Consider the following 18,089-nt stretch of genomic DNA (forward strand, 5'->3'; position numbering starts at 1 on the left):
AAGAACTCGTATTGAGCCTAAAATCATGATTTTAGGCCTACCTAAAACACTTTAGCATAGCCGACATATACTGTCAACGAAAACCTTGAAGCGACGCGGTTTTTTCGTAATATGCAAAAAGACTCCGATATCGGAGTCTTTTTCTGTCTTTCATATTTCAGATGGAGCTTTCTATAAGCCGACCGGCTCTCCGGCATATGCTTATACTTGGTCGCGCACTTCCAAGTACCGTTCCAATTTCCGCTTAACTCGCTGCAGCGCATTATCGATCGATTTCACGTGTCTTCGAAGGTCAACTGCAATTTCTTGGTAAGAACGTCCGTCCAAATAAAGCATCAGGACCTGACGTTCCAATTCACTTAAAATTTCCGCCATTTTGTCTTCCAGCCCACTGAATTCTTCCCGGTTGATGACCAATTCTTCCGGATCGCATACTTGGGAGACACTGATGACATCCAGCAGTGTACGTTCCGAATCTTCTTCATAAATCGGCTTGTCCAACGAAACGTACGAATTGAGCGGAATATGTTTTTGCCGCGTCGCCGTCTTGATCGCCGTTATGATCTGCCGGGTAATGCACAGCTCAGCAAACGCCTTGAAAGAAGCCAGCTTGTCTCCGCGAAAATCACGAATCGACTTATACAGGCCGATCATGCCTTCCTGGATAATATCCTCGCGGTCTGCTCCGATCAGAAAATAAGACCGTGCCTTGGCCCGGACAAAATTTCTATACTTATTGATCAGATATTCCAACGCTTCGCTGTCGCCGGTATGTACCGCTTCCACAACTTCTTCATCACTCTGAAAATCATAGGGTGAAACCATGACGTCTTTGAGATCTACACTCACCAGCAATCCCTCCGGCCGCGGCGCAAGTTTCGAGCCTGTCTTAAAAGTTAGCCTCAGTATATATTATGTCACCTTACACAGTCAACTGCATAACGTGCAAAAGAGAGCTGTTGTACCGTATAATTCCTTTTTGTTCACCAATTGATAAAAAAACGCTTACTTTTTGCTTGGGAAGAAAGCGCCGCTTATTGGCGGCGCCAGCGTTCAAACATTTTGAGCTGCTCAGGCGTCAGTTTGCCGTCAAGCGTATTGCGGTGGCCTTGACGTGCCTGCTCGGCAATCTTTTTCCCGATCTCCTTTTCGCTCTGCTCGACATCGACCAACAATTCAAGCGCCGGTACTCTCAGCGCTCCCTGTGCAAAAGCGACACTTTGCTCCATAAAGTCGCTCGTCGCCACATAAATTAGACGGCGCTTTACCCGGAGCTGTACGGCAAAACGTTCGATCGCTTCGTCCGCAGTCTCTTTTTCTTTTGTAAAGTAGACTTCGACTCTGCCCTGCTCAAACGTTTTGCCTTTGCCGGGCACCCGGTAGGCATCAAATACCGCAATCACTCTCCGGCCTGTAAAAGCCTGATAATCGGCCAGACGCTCAAGCAGGCGGTCACGTGCCTCATTCATGTCGATTTGCGACAGCGAAGCCAGGTCGGGCCAGGCTCCGATCATGTTGTAGCCGTCCACCAGAAGCACATCCCGCAAATCGGCCATCATCTTACGCTACTTTCTTCCGCTGCGCTGGCGCAGCACTTCATACATGACTACGCCGGCGGCGACGGAAGCGTTAAGCGAGTTGATTCGGCCCTGCATCGGCAGCTTGATCAGAACATCGCATTTTTCGCGAATCAGGCGTCCCATACCTTCGCCTTCATTGCCGATCACAATCGCCAGCGGTCCTTTGAAGACGTCCGTATCGTAAATTTCGCCTTCGGCGCGGACGTCGGTACCTGCGATCCAAACTCCGGATTCTTTAAGCTTTTCCATTGTTTGCACCAAGTTTGTTACCCGTGCGACCGGAACGTATTCAGCAGCGCCAGCGCTTGTTTTCGAGACTGTAACATTGACCTGTGCCGAACGACGCTTTGGGATGATCACGCCGTGAACTCCTGTGCAGTCGGCGGTACGCAGAATCGAACCCAAATTATGCGGATCTTCAATCTCGTCCAGAATAAGCAAAAACGGATCTTCGTCTTTCGCAGCAGCTGCTGCAAGCAGATCTTCAACTTCCGCATAGACATACGGCGCAGCTTGTGCAACTACTCCTTGATGCTGAATGCCGGGTACGAGCGTATCCAACTTTCGTTTATCCGCCGATTGAACAATGACGCCTCGTTTTTTCGCTTCTGTCAAAATTGGCTGCATCTGCTTCTGCTGCGTACCCTCCGCGATCCAAATTTTGTTGATGCTTCGTCCGGCTCTCAGCGCCTCGGCGACTGAGTGCTTGCCGGCAATCAATTCTTCATCCATGTTGTAACTCCCTTTCTGCCGGCGTCATTTGTTCGCCGCTTTCTAAAATAATCGTTCATGTGCGTTCCGGCGGATCTGACGCTTCGGCATCGGAAGAAGCAAGTCCCTGACGAACCAGCTCTTCCAGACGTCCGACGCGGCCGCTGTAATAGAGATAGCCGGCCAGGCACTCCAATGCCGTTGCGTGCCGATACTCCAACGCATCCGCATTTTTTGGAATAGATCCCGATTTGGCGTTACGCCCTCGACGGACGATATCCGCTTCTTCTTCGGTCAACTCCCCCTCGATCCGAAACAACATCCGCGCCTGTGCACCGGCCGAGACCAATTTGGTCGCCTCCCGATGCAGATGATGGGGCCGAAGGTTGGTATGACCGATCAAATACTGTCGGATTGCTACCTCAAATATCGCGTCGCCAATATAGGCCAGTACGATTGGCGGCAGCAGTCCCGGAGCCTTGGACGGAGGAAAACCGAACAGCATGCCGTCCATCCCGTCTCTTCCCTCGTGATCGGTCATCTTATTTCCTCCGCCATCTCATGCCCTGCGGCGTATCTTCCAACAGAATCCCCTGCTCCGCCAACAGATCGCGAATTTCGTCGGAGCGGCTCCAGTTTTTCATCTTGCGAGCTTCCGTACGCTCGACGATCAAAGCTTCCACTTCTTCGTCCAGCAGTTCCGCACCCGGTTCGGATGCAATACGGAGCACCCTGTTCATTTTGCGGAACGTATCCAGCAGCGCTTCGAGGTCGGCCTTTCTCGCCACTTCCCCACGCAAAATCAGATTCGCTTCGTTCACCCATTCGAAAATTGCGGTAACCGCATCGGGCGTATTGAAATCTTCGTCCATTTTCGCATAAAAGTCATTCAGTACGGCCTCCAGCTTCGTACGAAGCTCATCCGATACGCCTTCTCCACCAACCGTCGCTGTTTCGAGACGGTGATGAACACCGCTCACGGCATTTTCAATCCGTTCTACGCTGTTGATCGACTGCTGCATGTTGTCCGCACTGAAGTTCAACGGGTTTCGATAGTGGGTCGAGAGGACAAAATAACGCAGCGCTTCTTTTTTGTACCGCTTGCGCAGATCTTGTACCGTAATGCCGTTGCCGAGCGATTTGGACATTTTTTCGTTATTGATGTTGACGTAGCCGTTATGCATCCAGTAGTTGGACAACGAGTGGCCGCTCAGGCACTCCGATTGGGCAATTTCGCACTCATGATGCGGAAACTGCAGATCCTGTCCGCCTCCATGAATGTCCAGCGTATCCCCGAGGTAGCGGCGCGCCATTGCCGAGCATTCGATATGCCAGCCCGGACGACCCGCTCCCCATGGGCTATCCCAAGAGATTTCACCAGGCTTGGCGCCTTTCCACAGAACGAAGTCCTCTTGATTCTCCTTGCGTGCGTCGACTTCGATCCGGATGCCGAACTGCAGCTGTTCCAGGTTCTGACGCGACAATTTGCCATATGATTCGAAGCTGGAAGTCCGGAAATAGACGTCCCCGCCGCTCGGATACGCATGCCCCGTTTTCACCAACTCGTCGATAAAGGCGATGATATCGTCCATATTTTCCGTTACCCGAGGGTTCAGCGTTGCTTTCTCCACTCCAAGTCCTTCAATATCTTCGTAATACGCCGCAATAAACTTCTCTGCCACTTCCGTAACCGTTGTGTTCATCGCTTCCGCCTTGCGGATCAGCTTGTCATCCACGTCCGTAAAGTTAACTACGTATTTGACCTCGTAGCCGCGGTCTTCCAAGTAAGCGCGCACTACATCAAAAAAGATAACCGGACGCGCATTCCCGATATGAATATAGTCGTAAACGGTTGGACCGCACACATACATATTCACCTTGCCTGGAGTAACGGGTACAAACTCTTCTTTCTCTCTTGTCATCGTGTTATAAATTTGCAAAGTCATTAGTCACATTCCTCTCTTTCACATCGCTCATTGCTGTCTGTCTCCGTTACCTGCCGCACGCGGCGGTTCCCTATATGCATCCCGCCGGACCTGTTCGAGTTCCCTCTGCAGCTCTCCGATCTGGCGGCGCAGCTCGCAGATCGCATCGCGCGAAGGATCAGGCATCTGGTGGCTGAGGCGATCCACCTTGCGTCCGTGCTGCCGAACGATCTGTCCAGGTATGCCGACTACCGTACTGTTCGGCGGCACTTCCTTGAGCACGACAGAATTTGAACCGATATTGCTCTGATCGCCTATTGTAATGGAACCGAGCACTTTGGCACCCGAACCGATTACCACATTGCTGCCGATCGTCGGATGCCTCTTTCCTTTTTCTTTACCCGTACCGCCCAGCGTGACGCCCTGATAGATGACGACATCGTCACCGATCTCGCACGTCTCACCGATCACGACACCCATGCCGTGGTCAATGAACAGACGATTGCCGATGGTCGCCCCCGGATGAATCTCGATTCCCGTGAAAAAGCGACTGGTCTGCGAAACGAATCTTGCCAGCGTAAAACGCCGCCATTTGTAGAGTTTATGCGCTACCCGATGTGCCCAAATCGCATGCAGCCCCGAGTAGGTAAATACGACTTCAAACAAACTTCTTGCCGCCGGATCATTGTCGAATACCGCCCGGACATCGGATCTGATCGATTTGAACATCTCGCTTCCTCGCTTCCATTACCCAAAATAAAAACGCCCCGGCAGCATGATGCTGCAGAGGCGTTTGACCGCGGTTCCACTCTGCTTGGATTTCCGGGTAACCAGGAAATCCATCTTGTTCAAAGTCCGTAACGGGGACTGGCCGGCGGATTCTAGACGCAAACGCCCGCAGAGGCTGTTCACGCTTCGAATCCGCAGCTCCCAGGCGCATTTCCGCCTACCGACTCCGGACGGCTCCCAGCCGTCTGCAGAACGCCACTGCGGCGTCCTGCAGCGGCCGTCCTCTCTGGGGAATCGGCGTACGACGTACTTCTCCTGTTCTTCGCTATCCAATATTCGATTAATAACAACTTTGTATCGATCTTGTGTAGCCATTATAAACGAATCGCCTGGGTCTGACAATCGGGTAAAGCCGCCGAGCGTCGTTTCGTTAATTACTTTTGATCGGGAATCGCTTCTGATCCTGTCTGGGCTTAGGCCGTCTGAGCTTTAAGCCGTTCGATAACCGTTTCCTTGCCCAGCAGGTAGATGGTCTGGTTGAGGTCGCGACCATGCATTTGTCCAGTCAGCGCTACGCGGATCGGCATGAACAGCTGTTTGCCTTTGATTCCGTTCTCCTTCTGCACTTCCTTGATCAGGGCAGCCATACGCTCTGGCGAGAATTCTTCTGAAGCTTCAACTTTGGCCAGAAACGCTCCCAAAGCAGCAGGCGCTTTCTCGTCGGCGAGCACGGCACTTTCTTCTTCGCCGAACTCTACTTCTTTGCGGAAGAACATCTCCGACAAGCTTACGATGTCCGAAGCGGCGTTCATCTGCTCCTGGTACAGGGCCACCAGACGCTGTGCCCAATCCTGCTGCGCGGCATCCAACGTTTCCGGCAGAAGACCCGCTTTTTGCAAATGAGGAATGGCCAAATCGGCGATCCGCTGCGGATCGGCATTCTTGATGTAATGGTTGTTGATGTGCGCCAGCTTTTGCGGATCGAATACGGCGGGACTCTTCGAGAGACGGCTTGCATTGAAGATCGAGATCAATTCTTCACGGCTGAAGATTTCCTCTTCACCTTCCGGCGACCAGCCGAGCAGCGCGATATAGTTGAACAGCGCTTCAGGCAGGTAGCCCAGCTCTTCATACTGCGAAATGAATTGGATAATCGATTCGTTTCGCTTGCTCAGCTTCTTATGGTCGTCGCCTACGATGAGCGTCATATGTGCAAAGCGCGGCGGCTCCCAGCCCAGTGCTTCGTAGATCATCAATTGACGCGGTGTATTGGAGATATGGTCTTCTCCGCGCAGTACATGCGAGATTTTCATCAAATAGTCGTCGATGACTACAGCGAAATTATAAGTAGGGATACCGTCTCTTTTTACAATAACGAAGTCGCCCGTATCTTCGGTCGTAAAGGAGATTTCGCCTTTAACCATGTCGTCGAACGTATATGTTTTGTTTTCAGGCACGCGGAAACGTACGCTCGGTACGCGTCCTTCGGCTTCAAATGCTTGGCGCTGCTCCAGCGTCAGATTTCGGTGCTTGCCCGAATAGCGCGGAGTCTGGTTGGCCGCCATCTGTTCTTCGCGTTCTTTTTCAAGCTCTTCTTCCGTGCAGTAGCAAAGGTAAGCCAATCCTTTGTCCAGCAGCTCCTGCCAGTACGTCTTATAGATGTCCACGCGTTCCGTCTGGCGGTAAGGGCCGTATTCCCCGCCGATATCGATACTTTCATCCCAATCGATGCCCAGCCACTGCATATACTTGAGCTGGCTTTCTTCTCCGCCGGCTACATTCCGCTTCACATCGGTATCCTCAATACGGACGATAAATTTGCCCCCTTGATTGCGGGCATACAGGTAATTAAACAGTGCCGTTCTGGCGTTGCCGATATGCAGATGTCCTGTCGGACTCGGTGCGTAACGTACGCGTACTTCCTTACTCATCATTGTCTTCCTCCCGTGTCGTTTCTAAACTCTTTCAAGATGATAGCATACCCTTTGTCAGGCAGACAACGGCCTGTGCCGCGATTCCTTCGCCGCGGCCGGTAAAGCCCAGCCACTCGGTTGTCGTCGCTTTAACATTAACCTGCGATTCGTCGGCGCCCAGAGCGCCTGCAATGATTGTCACCATTTGCGGAATGTAAGGCGCCATCTTCGGCTTCTGCGCAATGATTGTAGCATCAACGTTGCCGAGAACGTATCCGCGCTCCTCCGCCATTTTCCAGACATGCTTCAGCAGCTTCAGACTGTCCGCATCTTTGAATTCCGGATCTGTATCGGGAAAATGCCGACCGATATCGCCCAGCGCCAGCGCTCCCAAGATGGCGTCGCTGATCGTATGCAGAAGCACGTCGGCATCGGAGTGCCCGAGCAGCCCTTTTTCATGCGGAATGGTGACACCCCCGATAATGCAGGGACGTCCCTCCACCAGTTGGTGCACATCAAACCCTTGTCCTATTCTGATCATGACTCTGTCTCCTTCCGCTCCGACCGAATCAAAAATTCCGCGTAATCCAGATCCTCGGGCGTCGTAATCTTGATATTCGTATAGTCGCCGCGTGCTACGCTGACCGTCACGCCGAGCCGTTCAATCAGCATGGAGTCGTCGGTACCGACAAATCCTTCTCCGGCTGCCTGTTCGTGTGCACGAAGCAGTTCCTCGGTCCGGAACCCCTGCGGAGTCTGAATGGCCCACAGCAGACTGCGGTTAGGCGTATCGACAATCATGCCGTCTCCGCCTACGGTCTTGATCGTGTCTTTGACCGGTACAGCCAATACGGCCGCACCAGTGCGAAGCATCTCCCCATAGCAGGATTCGATATCTTCTACCCGGATAAAAGGTCTCACGCCGTCGTGTACCATCACCCATGGCGAAGAGGCCTGCTTAAGTCCTTGGTAGACGGAATGCTGACGTTCTGTTCCGCCAGCTACGACCGTCTTTACGCGTAGGCAACCCGCTTGTTCGATATAGCGTCTGCAGCGCTCGACATCTGCTTCACCTGTTACCACAATGATCTCCGCAGTCGCATCGAATCGTCCAAACGCTTCGATCGCCCGCAGGAACAACGGACGTCCGCCCAGTTCGAGAAACTGCTTGCTTTCTTTCGTACCCATGCGCGACCCGCGACCGGCCGCGACTACGATTGCGCTCAAGTTCCGTTCCATTGCTTCAAGCCCCGCCTTTATCCCCATTTCGCTGTTTTCGCGTCTCTTTAGTATACCCGCGGCAGGCCGCGAAAACTACAATCCGGCATGAAAACTTACAGGAGCACATATGAAAAAAGCGCCTTTCCCAAGGAAAGACGCCTGTTCTCTCATTTTGCGATTATACCTGCCGTTCAATAAACACCTGATCCTGCAGACGCCGCAGTCCTTCCTTGATCGTCCGCGCACGAGCGCCGCCAATGCCGTCGACCTCATCCAGATGTTCAAGTTCCGCGCGTACCACATGCCCCAATTGACCGAAGTGTTCGGTAAGATTGTTCACGATGATGTTCGGAAGACGAGGAATCTTGCTCAGCACGCGATATCCACGGGGCGTAAGCAGTTCTTCCGTAACCGATGCCTGCGCCGGATAACCGAGCAGCCGTACGATATGCGTCGTATCGAGCAGTTCTTCGTCCGTAGAACGGCGGAGCGAGGACAGCACTTCTTTAACTTTGTCCTTGTCGTCTCCCGGATGGGCAATATAGTCCTTGAGCAGCAGCAGCACTTCGCGCTCCGTATTGCCGACAAGCTCTTCCATCTGCATGGAGATCAATCGGCCTTCGTTGCCCAGCTCGCTGACATAACGCTGAATTTCCGTTTTGATCCGGAGCACCATTTCAACGCGGCGGATGACTCCGACGACTTCTGCCAGCGTGACCAGCTCTTCGAACTCGGAAGCGGTCAGGTTGGTCAACGCCTGCGTCAGCACTACCCTGTATTTTTCAAGAGTTTGAATAGCCTGGTTAGCTTTGGTCAGGATGACTCCGACTTCTTTAAGCGCATAACGCAGATTCCCTAAATATAAAGTAATAATATTGCGCCGCTGCGAAATGGACACGACCAGTTTGCCGGTCTGCTTTGCTACCCGCTCCGCTGTCCGGTGCCGAATTCCTGTCTCTGACGAAGAGATCGCCGGGTCCGGAATCAGCTGGGTATTAGCGTACAGGATGCGTTTCAGATCTTCGCTGAGAATGATCGCACCGTCCATTTTGGCCAGCTCATACAAATAGTTCGGCGAAAAATCGCAGTTGATCGAAAATCCACCGTCGACAACTTCCATGACTTCCGGACTGTAACCGACTACGATTAACGCGCCCGTTTTGGCTCGCAGCACATTCTCAAGCCCATCGCGAAAAGGAGCCCCCGGCGCGACAAGTTTGAGCAGTTCATTCATTTTCACAGATTCCGCTTCTTTCATTGCCTACCTCCCACTGCGTTGACCGCTTTAATTGTTTCTCTCAGCTCATCTCATCGATCCAACCCGGTCAACGCCCTACTCCAGCGCTGCTTTAAGCGCCTGCGAAACGGTCTCGACGCCGATCAGTTCGATGCCTTTGGGATGCTTCCATCCTTTTAAACTCTTACTCGGCATAATTACCCGTTTGAAGCCCAACTTCTGCGCTTCCTTGACCCGCTGTTCGGCCCGTGCCACGGCACGCACTTCTCCTGTCAGACCAATTTCGCCAAATACAGCGTCATAAGGCCGGGTCGGCTTGTCCTGCACGCTGGACGCAATACTAACGGCCACAGCCAGATCGACCGCCGGTTCATCGAGACGGACGCCGCCCGCTACATTAACGTAAGCATCCTGCGTCTGCATGTATAGACCCATACGTTTTTCCAATACAGCGATAATCAGATTCAAGCGATTGTAATCAATACCGGTTCCCATGCGTCTAGGCGATGGAAAATGTGTTGTCGCAACCAGCGCCTGGATCTCGACCAATACGGGTCTTGTTCCCTCCATGCTGGCCACTACGGTTGTTCCCGATACGCCCATCGCCCGTTCGGATAGAAACAGTTCCGAAGGATTGGTGACTTCGTCCAGGCCATGCTCCCGCATCTCGAAGATTCCCATCTCGTTTGTTGATCCGAACCGGTTTTTGACCGCTCGAAGAATCCGGTACGTGTGATGGCGTTCTCCCTCAAAGTAAAGGACACAGTCCACCATATGCTCCAACATACGCGGCCCTGCGATCGCACCTTCCTTCGTCACATGACCGACCAATACAATGGCAATGCCGCCGTTCTTCGCCAAACGCATAAAGCGGGCTGTACATTCCCGCACCTGCGATACGCTGCCCGGTGCACTGGTCACATCCGGTTGATATACCGTCTGAATGGAGTCAATGACGAGGAAGTCGGGAGCGATCTGTTCAATCGCCTGCTCGATCTGCTCCATGTTACTCTCGCAGAGTACATACAGTTGTGCAGAAAGCGCGCCGAGACGTTCGGCACGCAGCTTGGTCTGCTTAACCGATTCTTCGCCGGAAATATATAGAACTTTCAATCCCGAAGCGGCTAACGAATGCGACGCCTGCAGCAGCAGGGTCGACTTTCCGATACCGGGATCGCCGCCGACAAGAATAAGCGAACCAGGCACGACGCCTCCGCCGAGCACGCGGTTCAACTCACCGATCTTCGTATCGACCCGCGGCTCTTGACCTCCTTCAATATCGACAATAGAAAGAGGTTTTTGCGTTCCTTGGAACAGGGAAGCATTCATGCCGCTCATCCCCTGAGTTTTTACGCTGCTGACCGTTTCCTCCACCATGGAGTTCCAGGATTGACAGCCTGGGCATTTCCCATACCATTTTGGCGACTCATAGCCGCACTCGGTGCAATAAAACTTTGTTTTTGTTTTGGCCATGGATCTCCTCTCTTACCGGTTATCCCGGCATACCGAACCCGTCCGCTCGCCTCCGGCCTACGGAAAGCTCTTTATTAAAAGTTTATCATTTATCGCTTGTAAAAGTAAGGGTTCATCCGCATGCAAACTCCCCTGCCAAGCAAAAAAGCCGAACCGCGAAGACAAAACTTCGCGGCCCGGCTTTGACGGCCGGCAGACCGGAGGAGCGCAAAGCATCGCCCGGCCCGGGCCTTGTATATAATTAGCCGGCTTCTAATGAAGCTTGGCCACTACCTTTACTTATCTGATTTTTCAATCGTTACAGCCGGCTGCTCTTCCGTCTTATCGACAGTAAGCGCACCGTCCTTCTCGTCGATCAGCAGCGAATCGCCTTGAGTTACGCGGCCTGTCAGCAGTTCTTCGGACAGACGATCCTCAATGTGCTTTTGGATCGCCCGACGAAGCGGTCGAGCGCCGTATGCAGGATCATAGCCTTCCTTAGCCAGGAATGCTTTCGCAGCATCGGTCAACGTGAAGTTCACGCCGTATTCGTTCAACCGCTTGCGCAGTTCTTCCGACATCAGCGTCACAATCTGGCCGATGTGCTTCTCTTCCAGAGAGTGGAAGACGATGACTTCGTCGATCCGGTTCAGGAACTCCGGACGGAAACTCTTTTTGAGCTCGTCCATGACTTTCCCTTTCATATTGCTGTATTCCGCTCCACTGTCCACAGCAGCCGTAAAGCCCAGCGTCGAATTGCGACGAATCGCATCTGCGCCAACATTGGATGTCAGAATGATCAGCGTATTGCGGAAGTCGACAACGCGGCCTTTGGAATCGGTCAGACGTCCGTCTTCCAGCACCTGCAGCAAAATGTTGAATACTTCAGGGTGCGCTTTTTCGATCTCATCCAGCAGTACAACGGAATACGGTTTACGGCGAACCTTCTCGGTCAGTTGACCGCCTTCTTCATAACCCACGTATCCTGGAGGAGCTCCGACAAGTCGGGAAGTCGAGTGTTTCTCCATGTACTCGGACATGTCGATTCGGATGACCGCATTCTCGTCGCCGAACATTGCTTCCGCCAACGCACGTGCCAGCTCGGTTTTACCGACACCAGTAGGGCCGAGGAAAATGAACGAGCCCATCGGACGCTTCGGATCCTTCAGACCGGCACGAGCACGGCGAAGCGCGCGGCTGACAGCAACAACAGCTTCGTCTTGGCCGATGACACGGTTATGAAGCAGTTCTTCCATATTCAGCAGGCGTTCCGTTTCTTCTTCCTTCAGCTTTGTTACCGGCACGCCGGTCCAACTGCTGACAACGTCCGCGATATCTTCCGGCGTTACTTCGGAATCGGTACGACCCTGCTTTTCCTTCCACTGGTTCCGGGTTACTTCCAGCTCTTCGCGAATCTTTTGTTCGGTATCGCGCAGAGCTGCCGCTTTTTCGAATTCCTGACTTTGAACCGCGGAATCCTTCTCCTTGCGGATGTCTTCAAGACGATTCTCCAACTGCTTCAAGTTTGGCGGTACCGTATACGTATGCAGCCTTACTTTCGATCCCGCTTCGTCGATCAAGTCGATCGCTTTGTCCGGAAGGAAACGGTCCGTGATATAACGGTCCGACAGCTTAACCGCCTGTTCAATCGCCTCATCCGTAATTTTGACACGGTGATGCGCTTCGTAACGGTCACGCAGTCCCATCAAGATCTGAATCGCTTCGTCGACCGAAGGCTGATCAACCGTGATCGGCTGGAAGCGGCGTTCCAATGCGGCATCTTTTTCGATATATTTGCGATATTCGTCCAGCGTTGTCGCTCCGATACACTGCAGCTCGCCGCGTGCCAACGAAGGCTTGAGGATATTGGAGGCGTCAATTGCACCTTCCGCTCCGCCCGCACCGATCAGCGTATGAAGCTCATCGATAAACAGGATAACATTGCCCGCCTGACGAATCTCATCCATAATCTTTTTCAGACGATCCTCGAACTCACCGCGATATTTAGTACCCGCTACGACAGAGCCCATATCAAGCGTCATGACTCTCTTCTCGCGCAGCGTTTCGGGAATTTCGTTATTGATAATCTTTTGCGCCAAGCCTTCGGCAATCGCCGTCTTACCTACACCAGGTTCGCCGATCAGCACCGGATTATTTTTGGTCCGGCGGCTCAGAACCTGAATGACGCGGTCGATTTCTTTGCTGCGACCGATTACCGGATCGATATTGCCATCTTTCGCATAAGCGGTCAGATCGCGTGCCAAGCTGTCCAATGTAGGCGTACTGACATTGGCCGGCGTACCGTGATGACTGGATACAGCTTCACTGCTGCCAAGCAGCTGCAGAACCTGCTGCCGGGCTTTGTTCAAGCTGATGCCCAGGTTGTTCAGCACCCGTGCCGCTACACCTTCACCTTCACGAATCAGGCCGAGCAGGATGTGCTCCGTACCGACATAAGTGTGGCCGAGCTTACGTGCTTCGTCCATCGACAGTTCGATGACCTTTTTCGCCCGCGGAGTATATGCGATATTCGTCGGCTGTTCCTGACCGCGTCCGATCAGCGTCTCGACTTCGTTCTGGATCTGTTCCAATCCGAGTCCGAGTCCGATCAACGCTTTGGCTGCGATCCCTTCGCCTTCACGAATCAAGCCGAGCAGAATGTGTTCGGTGCCAATGTTGTTATGTCCGAGTCTTACCGCTTCTTCTTGGGCAAGAGCCAGAACTTTTTGCGCGCGTTCCGTAAATCTGCCAAACATCATATGCAAAGCACCTCCAGAAAGTAGTTAGCTCCTGGCCAAATAATTATTCAGCCGTCGAACCGGATGCTATTCTTTACTTTTAACCAGTTTATCCCGGATTAACTGCGCCCGGTACATATCCTTCTCTGATGTGTTCATTGTAGCACCGAACGTTTTCTGAAGGAAATTTGGTTGAGTCAAAATGGTCAATTCGTTCAGCAGCGTTATCGGAAGCCCTTCGATCCAGCCAAGATCCACACCAAGACGAAGATCGGACAGCCGCTGCGCGGCTTCTTTTCCATCGATGATTGCTGCATGGGTCAGAATACCATATGATCGCATGACCCGATCATACAGCCGAATCTTGGACTCACTGACAAGCCGACTGCGCGCCTGACGTTCATATTCAATGATTTGCGCGACAATTCCTTCGAGGTTGTCCACAATCTCTTTCTCGCTCTGACCCAGAGTAATCTGATTGGAGATCTGAAACAGATTGCCCTGAGCCTCGCTGCCTTCTCCATAAATGCCGCGAACCGTCAGACCTACCTGGGAGACGGCGTTCAATACGCGGCCAATCTGATGCGTCATAACAAGCGCGGGCATGTGAATCATAACCGAAGCCCGCAGACCTGTTCCGACATTCGTCGGACAACTGGTCAGGTAGCCTCTACGGTCGTCAAAAGCATAATCCACATGGGCTTCGAGCGCATCGTCTACCGAAGTTGCCCGTTCCCACGCCTCCTTCACCTGAAATCCCGGACGGAGACATTGAATACGGATATGATCTTCTTCATTTACCATAATGCTCAGCGATTCATCGGTGCTGAGCACAACGGCCGCTTCCCTGGATTCATTCACAAGCGCCGGACTGACCAAGTGCTTCTCAACCAATACCTGCCGATCAATCTCGTTCAGCTCTTCAAGCCGAATCGGCTGCATTGGGCCCAGCTCTTCAGCCGCCTGTTCAGACGCTGCGATAACCGCCTGTCTGACTTCTTCCGCCTGCTCCTCGCTTGCAACGAGCGGGAACGGCAGCGATCGCAGATTGCGTGCAATTCGCACTCGGCTGCTGATAACGATGTCGGAATCTTTTCCTTCACCCTTCATCCAACTGCTAAGCGCATTTTTCGTAAATGCAAAATCCGACATGGACCGGCCCTCCTTTAACGCTGGGACCGCTGCAGCTCAAGCTCGCGTATGCGGTCTCTAAGCTGTGCGGCCGTTTCGAATTCCTGCTTTTCGACCCGCTGCTGCAGTTCCTGCTTGAGCGTTTCGATCTCTCGCTGAAGCTGAAGATCAGCTCCTCCGCGCTTCGGTACCTTGCCGGCATGCACGGTTCCCCCATGTACACGTTTGAGCAGCGGATCGATCTTGCCGTCAAAATGCTTATAACAGGAGCTGCATCCGAAACGTCCAATCTTGCGAAACTGCGCATAAGTCATACCGCACTCTTCGCAATGAAGCTGCTGGGCCTGCGCGGCTCCTCCAGACTGTGTCTTACCGGTCATATCAAAATCCAGAAATCCTGAAAGCAGGTTATGGATCGAGAATCCGCCGGATGTTCCCGGAATCATCTCACCCTTTTCCCGTGCACAATGTTCACAAATATGAAATTCGTTTTTTTCACCGTTGATGATTTTCGTAAAATGCAGGGTTGCGGGCCGCTGCTGGCATTCCTGACAAAGCACTCGCCCCACCTCCTTCACAAAATAAACGCGGGTTAACCCGATCTGCTCACCGATTTATTCCTGCTGCCCCATCAGAGCAATCAGCATCGCTTTCATAATACGCGCGCGCATCTCATCTCGATAGGGAAGCTTAAGAAGCAGCGTATTGCGCGAAACAGCCGAACGAATCAGCGCGGCTTCGCGTCCCGTAATCAAATTCGCTTCCTGCAGCCGATAGATCAGCCCTTCTGCAGCCGACTGGCTCATTTGACTGCCAATCGTTTCATGAACATGGGCATGAAGCTCGGAATGGGTCGGCAGTTGAATTCGCTGAATACGAATGTACCCGCCGCCGCCGCGCTTGCTTTCGACCAAGTAACCTTTTTCCAAAGTAAAACGTGTACTGATAACATAATTGATCTGAGAAGGTACGCAGGAAAAACGATCGGCCAGATCATTGCGCTGAATTTCGATCATGCCTCCCTGACTTTCCTGCAAAACCGTCTTTAGATAATGCTCAATGACATCGGAAATGTTACGCATTGATTCGCCCTCCACGATCTGCCTGAGCCGCCGCCCGACTTGATATCCGGATGTGGAGCCTACTCTTAAAATAACCCTTCCGCAAAAAGGAAGAAACGTCTGGTTTTTTCGAGCATTCTGAACGCACTCATTCTATTCAAAAGAAATCCGTTCAAGATGCGAGGCACCGTTCGCTTGCGGCGTATTGCAGGGTATTAAAGTAACTGCTGTCCAGCTGACTTTGACTTTCTTTGACTTATATTTATTATATCATATTTTCTTCGATTGCCAAGTGCTCTGCTTCTCTTACATGCAAAAAAAGACTGCGGTCTCCCGCAGCCTTCTTCTGTTGCTTCGGTTCCATTCTATCCGATCAGAAACCGCTGTTTCCCTCGGCATGAATTTCTCCTTTTTTAAACGTTGTTGCGCCTTCTCCGGAATTTGTAACTTGATTGGACGTAAAGTAAATATTGCCAATCTTTCCGTCTCCCCAGATTCCAATTCCGGCGTTAACCGATTTGGAAATGATGTTTTTGTCAAAACGAACTTCATTAATGCTGCCCTCGGAAGCGAAAATCAGTACATTCGGATGATCGTCAGTCGGTCTTGTGCCGGACTTGATCACCGTATTGCCGCTTATTCCCACATTGTTGACGTTGCGAGTTTCAAAACCCGCTTCGACCGCGATATAGATGCCGGCCATTTCGGTGTTATTGATTTTGTTTTTCTCGATCAAGACGTCACTACCGCCTACTACAGAAATACCACGCGCTTTTGAAGCATAACCGACCGAATTTTCACGAATCACAATATTACTTGTCATCGCTCGGTCCTTTTTGTAGCTTACAACCGCAATTGCGTCGTCGCCTGTCTTTTTGACGGTATTGTGTTCGACGGTAATCCGCTGGCTTCCTCCTGTAATGTGGATACCGTCTGCTTTCGTGCTTTTGACAAGATTGTTAGAGATTGTTCCATCAACAGCGCTATCCCGCACCAAAATGCCGGCCGTTCCTGCTCCCACGATACGGACATTTTGAATCACAAAGTTAGAAGCGCCGAGCACTGTTATGCTGTTCTTGGCATCGGCTCCATCGCGCTTACCCGTTTTTTTGTACACATGCGCCAGGTTTTGCAGTTCTACATTCTCGCCTCTAAGATCAATAGAACCGCTTTCCGAGTTAGTCGATGTTAGAATAGACCGCTCCGCTCCGGCTCCGATTACTTTTACACCATCTATCGTCAAGCGACCACTTAGTAAGAAGTTTCCTGCCGGTATGTATACACTTTTACCCTGCTTTTTGGCTGCCTTGATCGTCTTCTCAAAAGCCTTAAGCGAGTCCGTTTTACCGTTTCCGATTGCTCCATAAGCAGTAACAGAGAGAGAATTTGCAGGCTTGGCCGCTTGAGCCGACGAAAGGGGGCCCAAACATACAACAGCCAACATCAAGATGACTCCACCTATCCATTTCATCCGCTTTCCTTTTAAACTTAATTTCTTCATCCCATTCCTCCAATTTTAACTTTTTATTTTTTACTAAGTTTATAAACCGAAATGCTTGCTGCCTTAAACATAATTTCCAAAATATAAAAATAAATAGTTTGGGGATAACTTATTATTTATCATCATTAAAGAAACAAAATAATACATTTATTTACCGAGAACCTTGAAACTCGGTGGATAACTTCTTTAGAAAGCTGTTTTTGTGGAGAACCTGTGTGTAATCGAGTCGATAAAAGGATAACTTTTAAGCAAAACCAAGAAAGTTATCCTCGGAGTGTGGGGAACCTGTGGAGGACCGCGGGCCTTTTTCGACCTGCGCTTCGTTGCCCTTTCCCCTTTCTCATTGAACGAACACCGTCTGGAGGAAAAGGGGAAAGGGCAAAGGCGCTCCGGTTCGAAAAAGGCCCGCTCTCGGGGTGAGGTGGAAGGCTTCTCAAGCTTCTGACCGCTTGAGAGTTTAGGGAATCAGGATAAGGGAATCTGGCTGGATTCAGCCAGGGAAAGAGGCAGCGGCTTTGCCGGCTGCGGGGTGGAAGGGCGGGCAGATCACAATCACACAAAATTCATAATAATATCAAGGGCAATACTTGCAAATACAAAAACAAACATAAACACAAAAAGAGCCTCTACCGTGTATACGGTAAAGGCTCTTTTTCATCGGCTTGGCAGCTTCCTACTCTCCCAGGACCCTGCGGTCCAAGTACCATCGGCGTTAGAGGGCTTAACGGTCGTGTTCGAGATGGGAACGTGTGGAACCCCTCTGCCATCACCACCAAACCTAATACAGGATTTGCACCCTGAAAACCGGATCCGAAACGATCTACCTTTGCGTCAACAAAGTGTGCTTTCTGAGAAAGCGATAGGATAAGCCCTCGACCGATTAGTACAGG

17 protein-coding genes and 1 rRNA gene are annotated in these 18,089 nt (G+C 51.7%); all 18 read right to left on the reverse strand.

Annotated features, from left to right (window positions below; translation table 11 throughout):
- Positions 1-201: 201 nt before the first annotated feature.
- Complete coding sequence (gene sigH / locus F456_RS0117670) at positions 202-849, reverse strand: RNA polymerase sporulation sigma factor SigH (protein ID WP_018978384.1); 648 nt, start codon at positions 847-849, stop codon at positions 202-204.
- Between the two features lie 185 nt (positions 850-1,034).
- Positions 1,035-1,556 carry an NYN domain-containing protein gene (locus F456_RS0117675; RefSeq protein ID WP_026293959.1) on the reverse strand — a complete coding sequence of 174 codons (522 nt, stop codon included), beginning with the start codon at positions 1,554-1,556 and terminating at the stop codon, positions 1,035-1,037.
- A gap of 9 nt (positions 1,557-1,565) precedes the next feature.
- A complete protein-coding gene (gene rlmB / locus F456_RS0117680) occupies positions 1,566-2,312 on the reverse strand; it encodes a 23S rRNA (guanosine(2251)-2'-O)-methyltransferase RlmB (protein ID WP_018978386.1) in 747 nt (248 codons plus the stop codon).
- Positions 2,313-2,367: 55 nt separating this feature from the next.
- Positions 2,368-2,832 carry a Mini-ribonuclease 3 gene (locus tag F456_RS0117685; RefSeq protein ID WP_018978387.1) on the reverse strand — a complete coding sequence of 155 codons (465 nt, stop codon included), beginning with the start codon at positions 2,830-2,832 and terminating at the stop codon, positions 2,368-2,370.
- Position 2,833: 1 nt separating this feature from the next.
- Positions 2,834-4,237, reverse strand: coding sequence for a cysteine--tRNA ligase (gene cysS, locus F456_RS0117690; RefSeq protein ID WP_018978388.1), 1,404 nt, complete (start codon positions 4,235-4,237; stop codon positions 2,834-2,836).
- 27 nt (positions 4,238-4,264) lie between these two features.
- Positions 4,265-4,945: a serine O-acetyltransferase gene (gene cysE / locus F456_RS0117695; protein ID WP_018978389.1), complete on the reverse strand. Its 681-nt coding sequence runs from the start codon at positions 4,943-4,945 to the stop codon at positions 4,265-4,267.
- Positions 4,946-4,963: 18 nt separating this feature from the next.
- Complete coding sequence (locus F456_RS0117700) at positions 4,964-5,320, reverse strand: hypothetical protein (RefSeq protein ID WP_018978390.1); 357 nt, start codon at positions 5,318-5,320, stop codon at positions 4,964-4,966.
- Positions 5,321-5,418: 98 nt separating this feature from the next.
- Positions 5,419-6,876 (reverse strand): glutamate--tRNA ligase, encoded by a 1,458-nt coding sequence (gene gltX / locus F456_RS0117705; protein ID WP_018978391.1) that lies wholly within the window; start codon positions 6,874-6,876, stop codon positions 5,419-5,421.
- A gap of 34 nt (positions 6,877-6,910) precedes the next feature.
- Entirely contained in the window at positions 6,911-7,399 is a 489-nt protein-coding gene (gene ispF / locus F456_RS0117710; protein ID WP_018978392.1) for a 2-C-methyl-D-erythritol 2,4-cyclodiphosphate synthase, read from the reverse strand.
- Complete coding sequence (gene ispD / locus F456_RS0117715; protein WP_018978393.1) at positions 7,396-8,097, reverse strand: 2-C-methyl-D-erythritol 4-phosphate cytidylyltransferase; 702 nt, start codon at positions 8,095-8,097, stop codon at positions 7,396-7,398. Before ispD ends, ispF begins: the two co-directional genes overlap by 4 nt.
- 160 nt (positions 8,098-8,257) lie before the next feature.
- Positions 8,258-9,337, reverse strand: coding sequence for a DNA integrity scanning diadenylate cyclase DisA (gene disA / locus F456_RS0117720; protein ID WP_018978394.1), 1,080 nt, complete (start codon positions 9,335-9,337; stop codon positions 8,258-8,260).
- A gap of 75 nt (positions 9,338-9,412) precedes the next feature.
- A complete protein-coding gene (gene radA / locus F456_RS0117725) occupies positions 9,413-10,789 on the reverse strand; it encodes a DNA repair protein RadA (protein ID WP_026293960.1) in 1,377 nt (458 codons plus the stop codon).
- A gap of 275 nt (positions 10,790-11,064) precedes the next feature.
- On the reverse strand, positions 11,065-13,527 hold the full coding sequence (gene clpC / locus F456_RS0117730; RefSeq protein WP_018978396.1) for an ATP-dependent protease ATP-binding subunit ClpC: 2,463 nt from the start codon (positions 13,525-13,527) through the stop codon (positions 11,065-11,067).
- A 66-nt stretch (positions 13,528-13,593) separates the two neighbouring features.
- Positions 13,594-14,658 (reverse strand): protein arginine kinase, encoded by a 1,065-nt coding sequence (gene mcsB, locus F456_RS0117735; RefSeq protein WP_018978397.1) that lies wholly within the window; start codon positions 14,656-14,658, stop codon positions 13,594-13,596.
- Positions 14,659-14,672: 14 nt separating this feature from the next.
- Positions 14,673-15,197: a protein-arginine kinase activator protein McsA gene (gene mcsA / locus F456_RS0117740; protein WP_018978398.1), complete on the reverse strand. Its 525-nt coding sequence runs from the start codon at positions 15,195-15,197 to the stop codon at positions 14,673-14,675.
- A gap of 54 nt (positions 15,198-15,251) precedes the next feature.
- A complete protein-coding gene (locus F456_RS0117745; RefSeq protein ID WP_018978399.1) occupies positions 15,252-15,719 on the reverse strand; it encodes a CtsR family transcriptional regulator in 468 nt (155 codons plus the stop codon).
- Between the two features lie 352 nt (positions 15,720-16,071).
- On the reverse strand, positions 16,072-17,199 hold the full coding sequence (locus tag F456_RS0117750) for a glycosyl hydrolase family 28-related protein (protein ID WP_018978400.1): 1,128 nt from the start codon (positions 17,197-17,199) through the stop codon (positions 16,072-16,074).
- 660 nt (positions 17,200-17,859) lie between these two features.
- Positions 17,860-17,976: ribosomal RNA gene (gene rrf, locus F456_RS0117755) — 5S ribosomal RNA — on the reverse strand.
- Positions 17,977-18,089: the final 113 nt, after the last annotated feature.

The organism is Saccharibacillus kuerlensis DSM 22868 (genome assembly GCF_000378145.1).
In the GTDB taxonomy this organism is placed as follows: Bacteria; Bacillota; Bacilli; order Paenibacillales; family Paenibacillaceae; genus Saccharibacillus; species Saccharibacillus kuerlensis.

Excerpts from the sequence above, each read along its gene's own strand:
- disA (WP_018978394.1), bottom strand. The coding sequence starts at position 9,337 with ATGAAAGAAGCGGAATCTGTGAAAATGAATGAACTGCTCAAACTTGTC.
- gltX (WP_018978391.1), bottom strand. The coding sequence starts at position 6,876 with ATGAGTAAGGAAGTACGCGTACGTTACGCACCGAGTCCGACAGGACAT.
- cysS (WP_018978388.1), bottom strand. The coding sequence starts at position 4,237 with ATGACTTTGCAAATTTATAACACGATGACAAGAGAGAAAGAAGAGTTT.
- F456_RS0117675 (WP_026293959.1), bottom strand. The coding sequence starts at position 1,556 with ATGGCCGATTTGCGGGATGTGCTTCTGGTGGACGGCTACAACATGATC.
- F456_RS0117745 (WP_018978399.1), bottom strand. The coding sequence starts at position 15,719 with ATGCGTAACATTTCCGATGTCATTGAGCATTATCTAAAGACGGTTTTG.
- mcsB (WP_018978397.1), bottom strand. The coding sequence starts at position 14,658 with ATGTCGGATTTTGCATTTACGAAAAATGCGCTTAGCAGTTGGATGAAG.
- clpC (WP_018978396.1), bottom strand. The coding sequence starts at position 13,527 with ATGATGTTTGGCAGATTTACGGAACGCGCGCAAAAAGTTCTGGCTCTT.
- radA (WP_026293960.1), bottom strand. The coding sequence starts at position 10,789 with ATGGCCAAAACAAAAACAAAGTTTTATTGCACCGAGTGCGGCTATGAG.
- F456_RS0117750 (WP_018978400.1), bottom strand. The coding sequence starts at position 17,199 with ATGAAGAAATTAAGTTTAAAAGGAAAGCGGATGAAATGGATAGGTGGA.
- ispF (WP_018978392.1), bottom strand. The coding sequence starts at position 7,399 with ATGATCAGAATAGGACAAGGGTTTGATGTGCACCAACTGGTGGAGGGA.
- F456_RS0117685 (WP_018978387.1), bottom strand. The coding sequence starts at position 2,832 with ATGACCGATCACGAGGGAAGAGACGGGATGGACGGCATGCTGTTCGGT.
- rlmB (WP_018978386.1), bottom strand. The coding sequence starts at position 2,312 with ATGGATGAAGAATTGATTGCCGGCAAGCACTCAGTCGCCGAGGCGCTG.
- ispD (WP_018978393.1), bottom strand. The coding sequence starts at position 8,097 with ATGGAACGGAACTTGAGCGCAATCGTAGTCGCGGCCGGTCGCGGGTCG.
- cysE (WP_018978389.1), bottom strand. The coding sequence starts at position 4,945 with ATGTTCAAATCGATCAGATCCGATGTCCGGGCGGTATTCGACAATGAT.
- F456_RS0117700 (WP_018978390.1), bottom strand. The coding sequence starts at position 5,320 with ATGGCTACACAAGATCGATACAAAGTTGTTATTAATCGAATATTGGAT.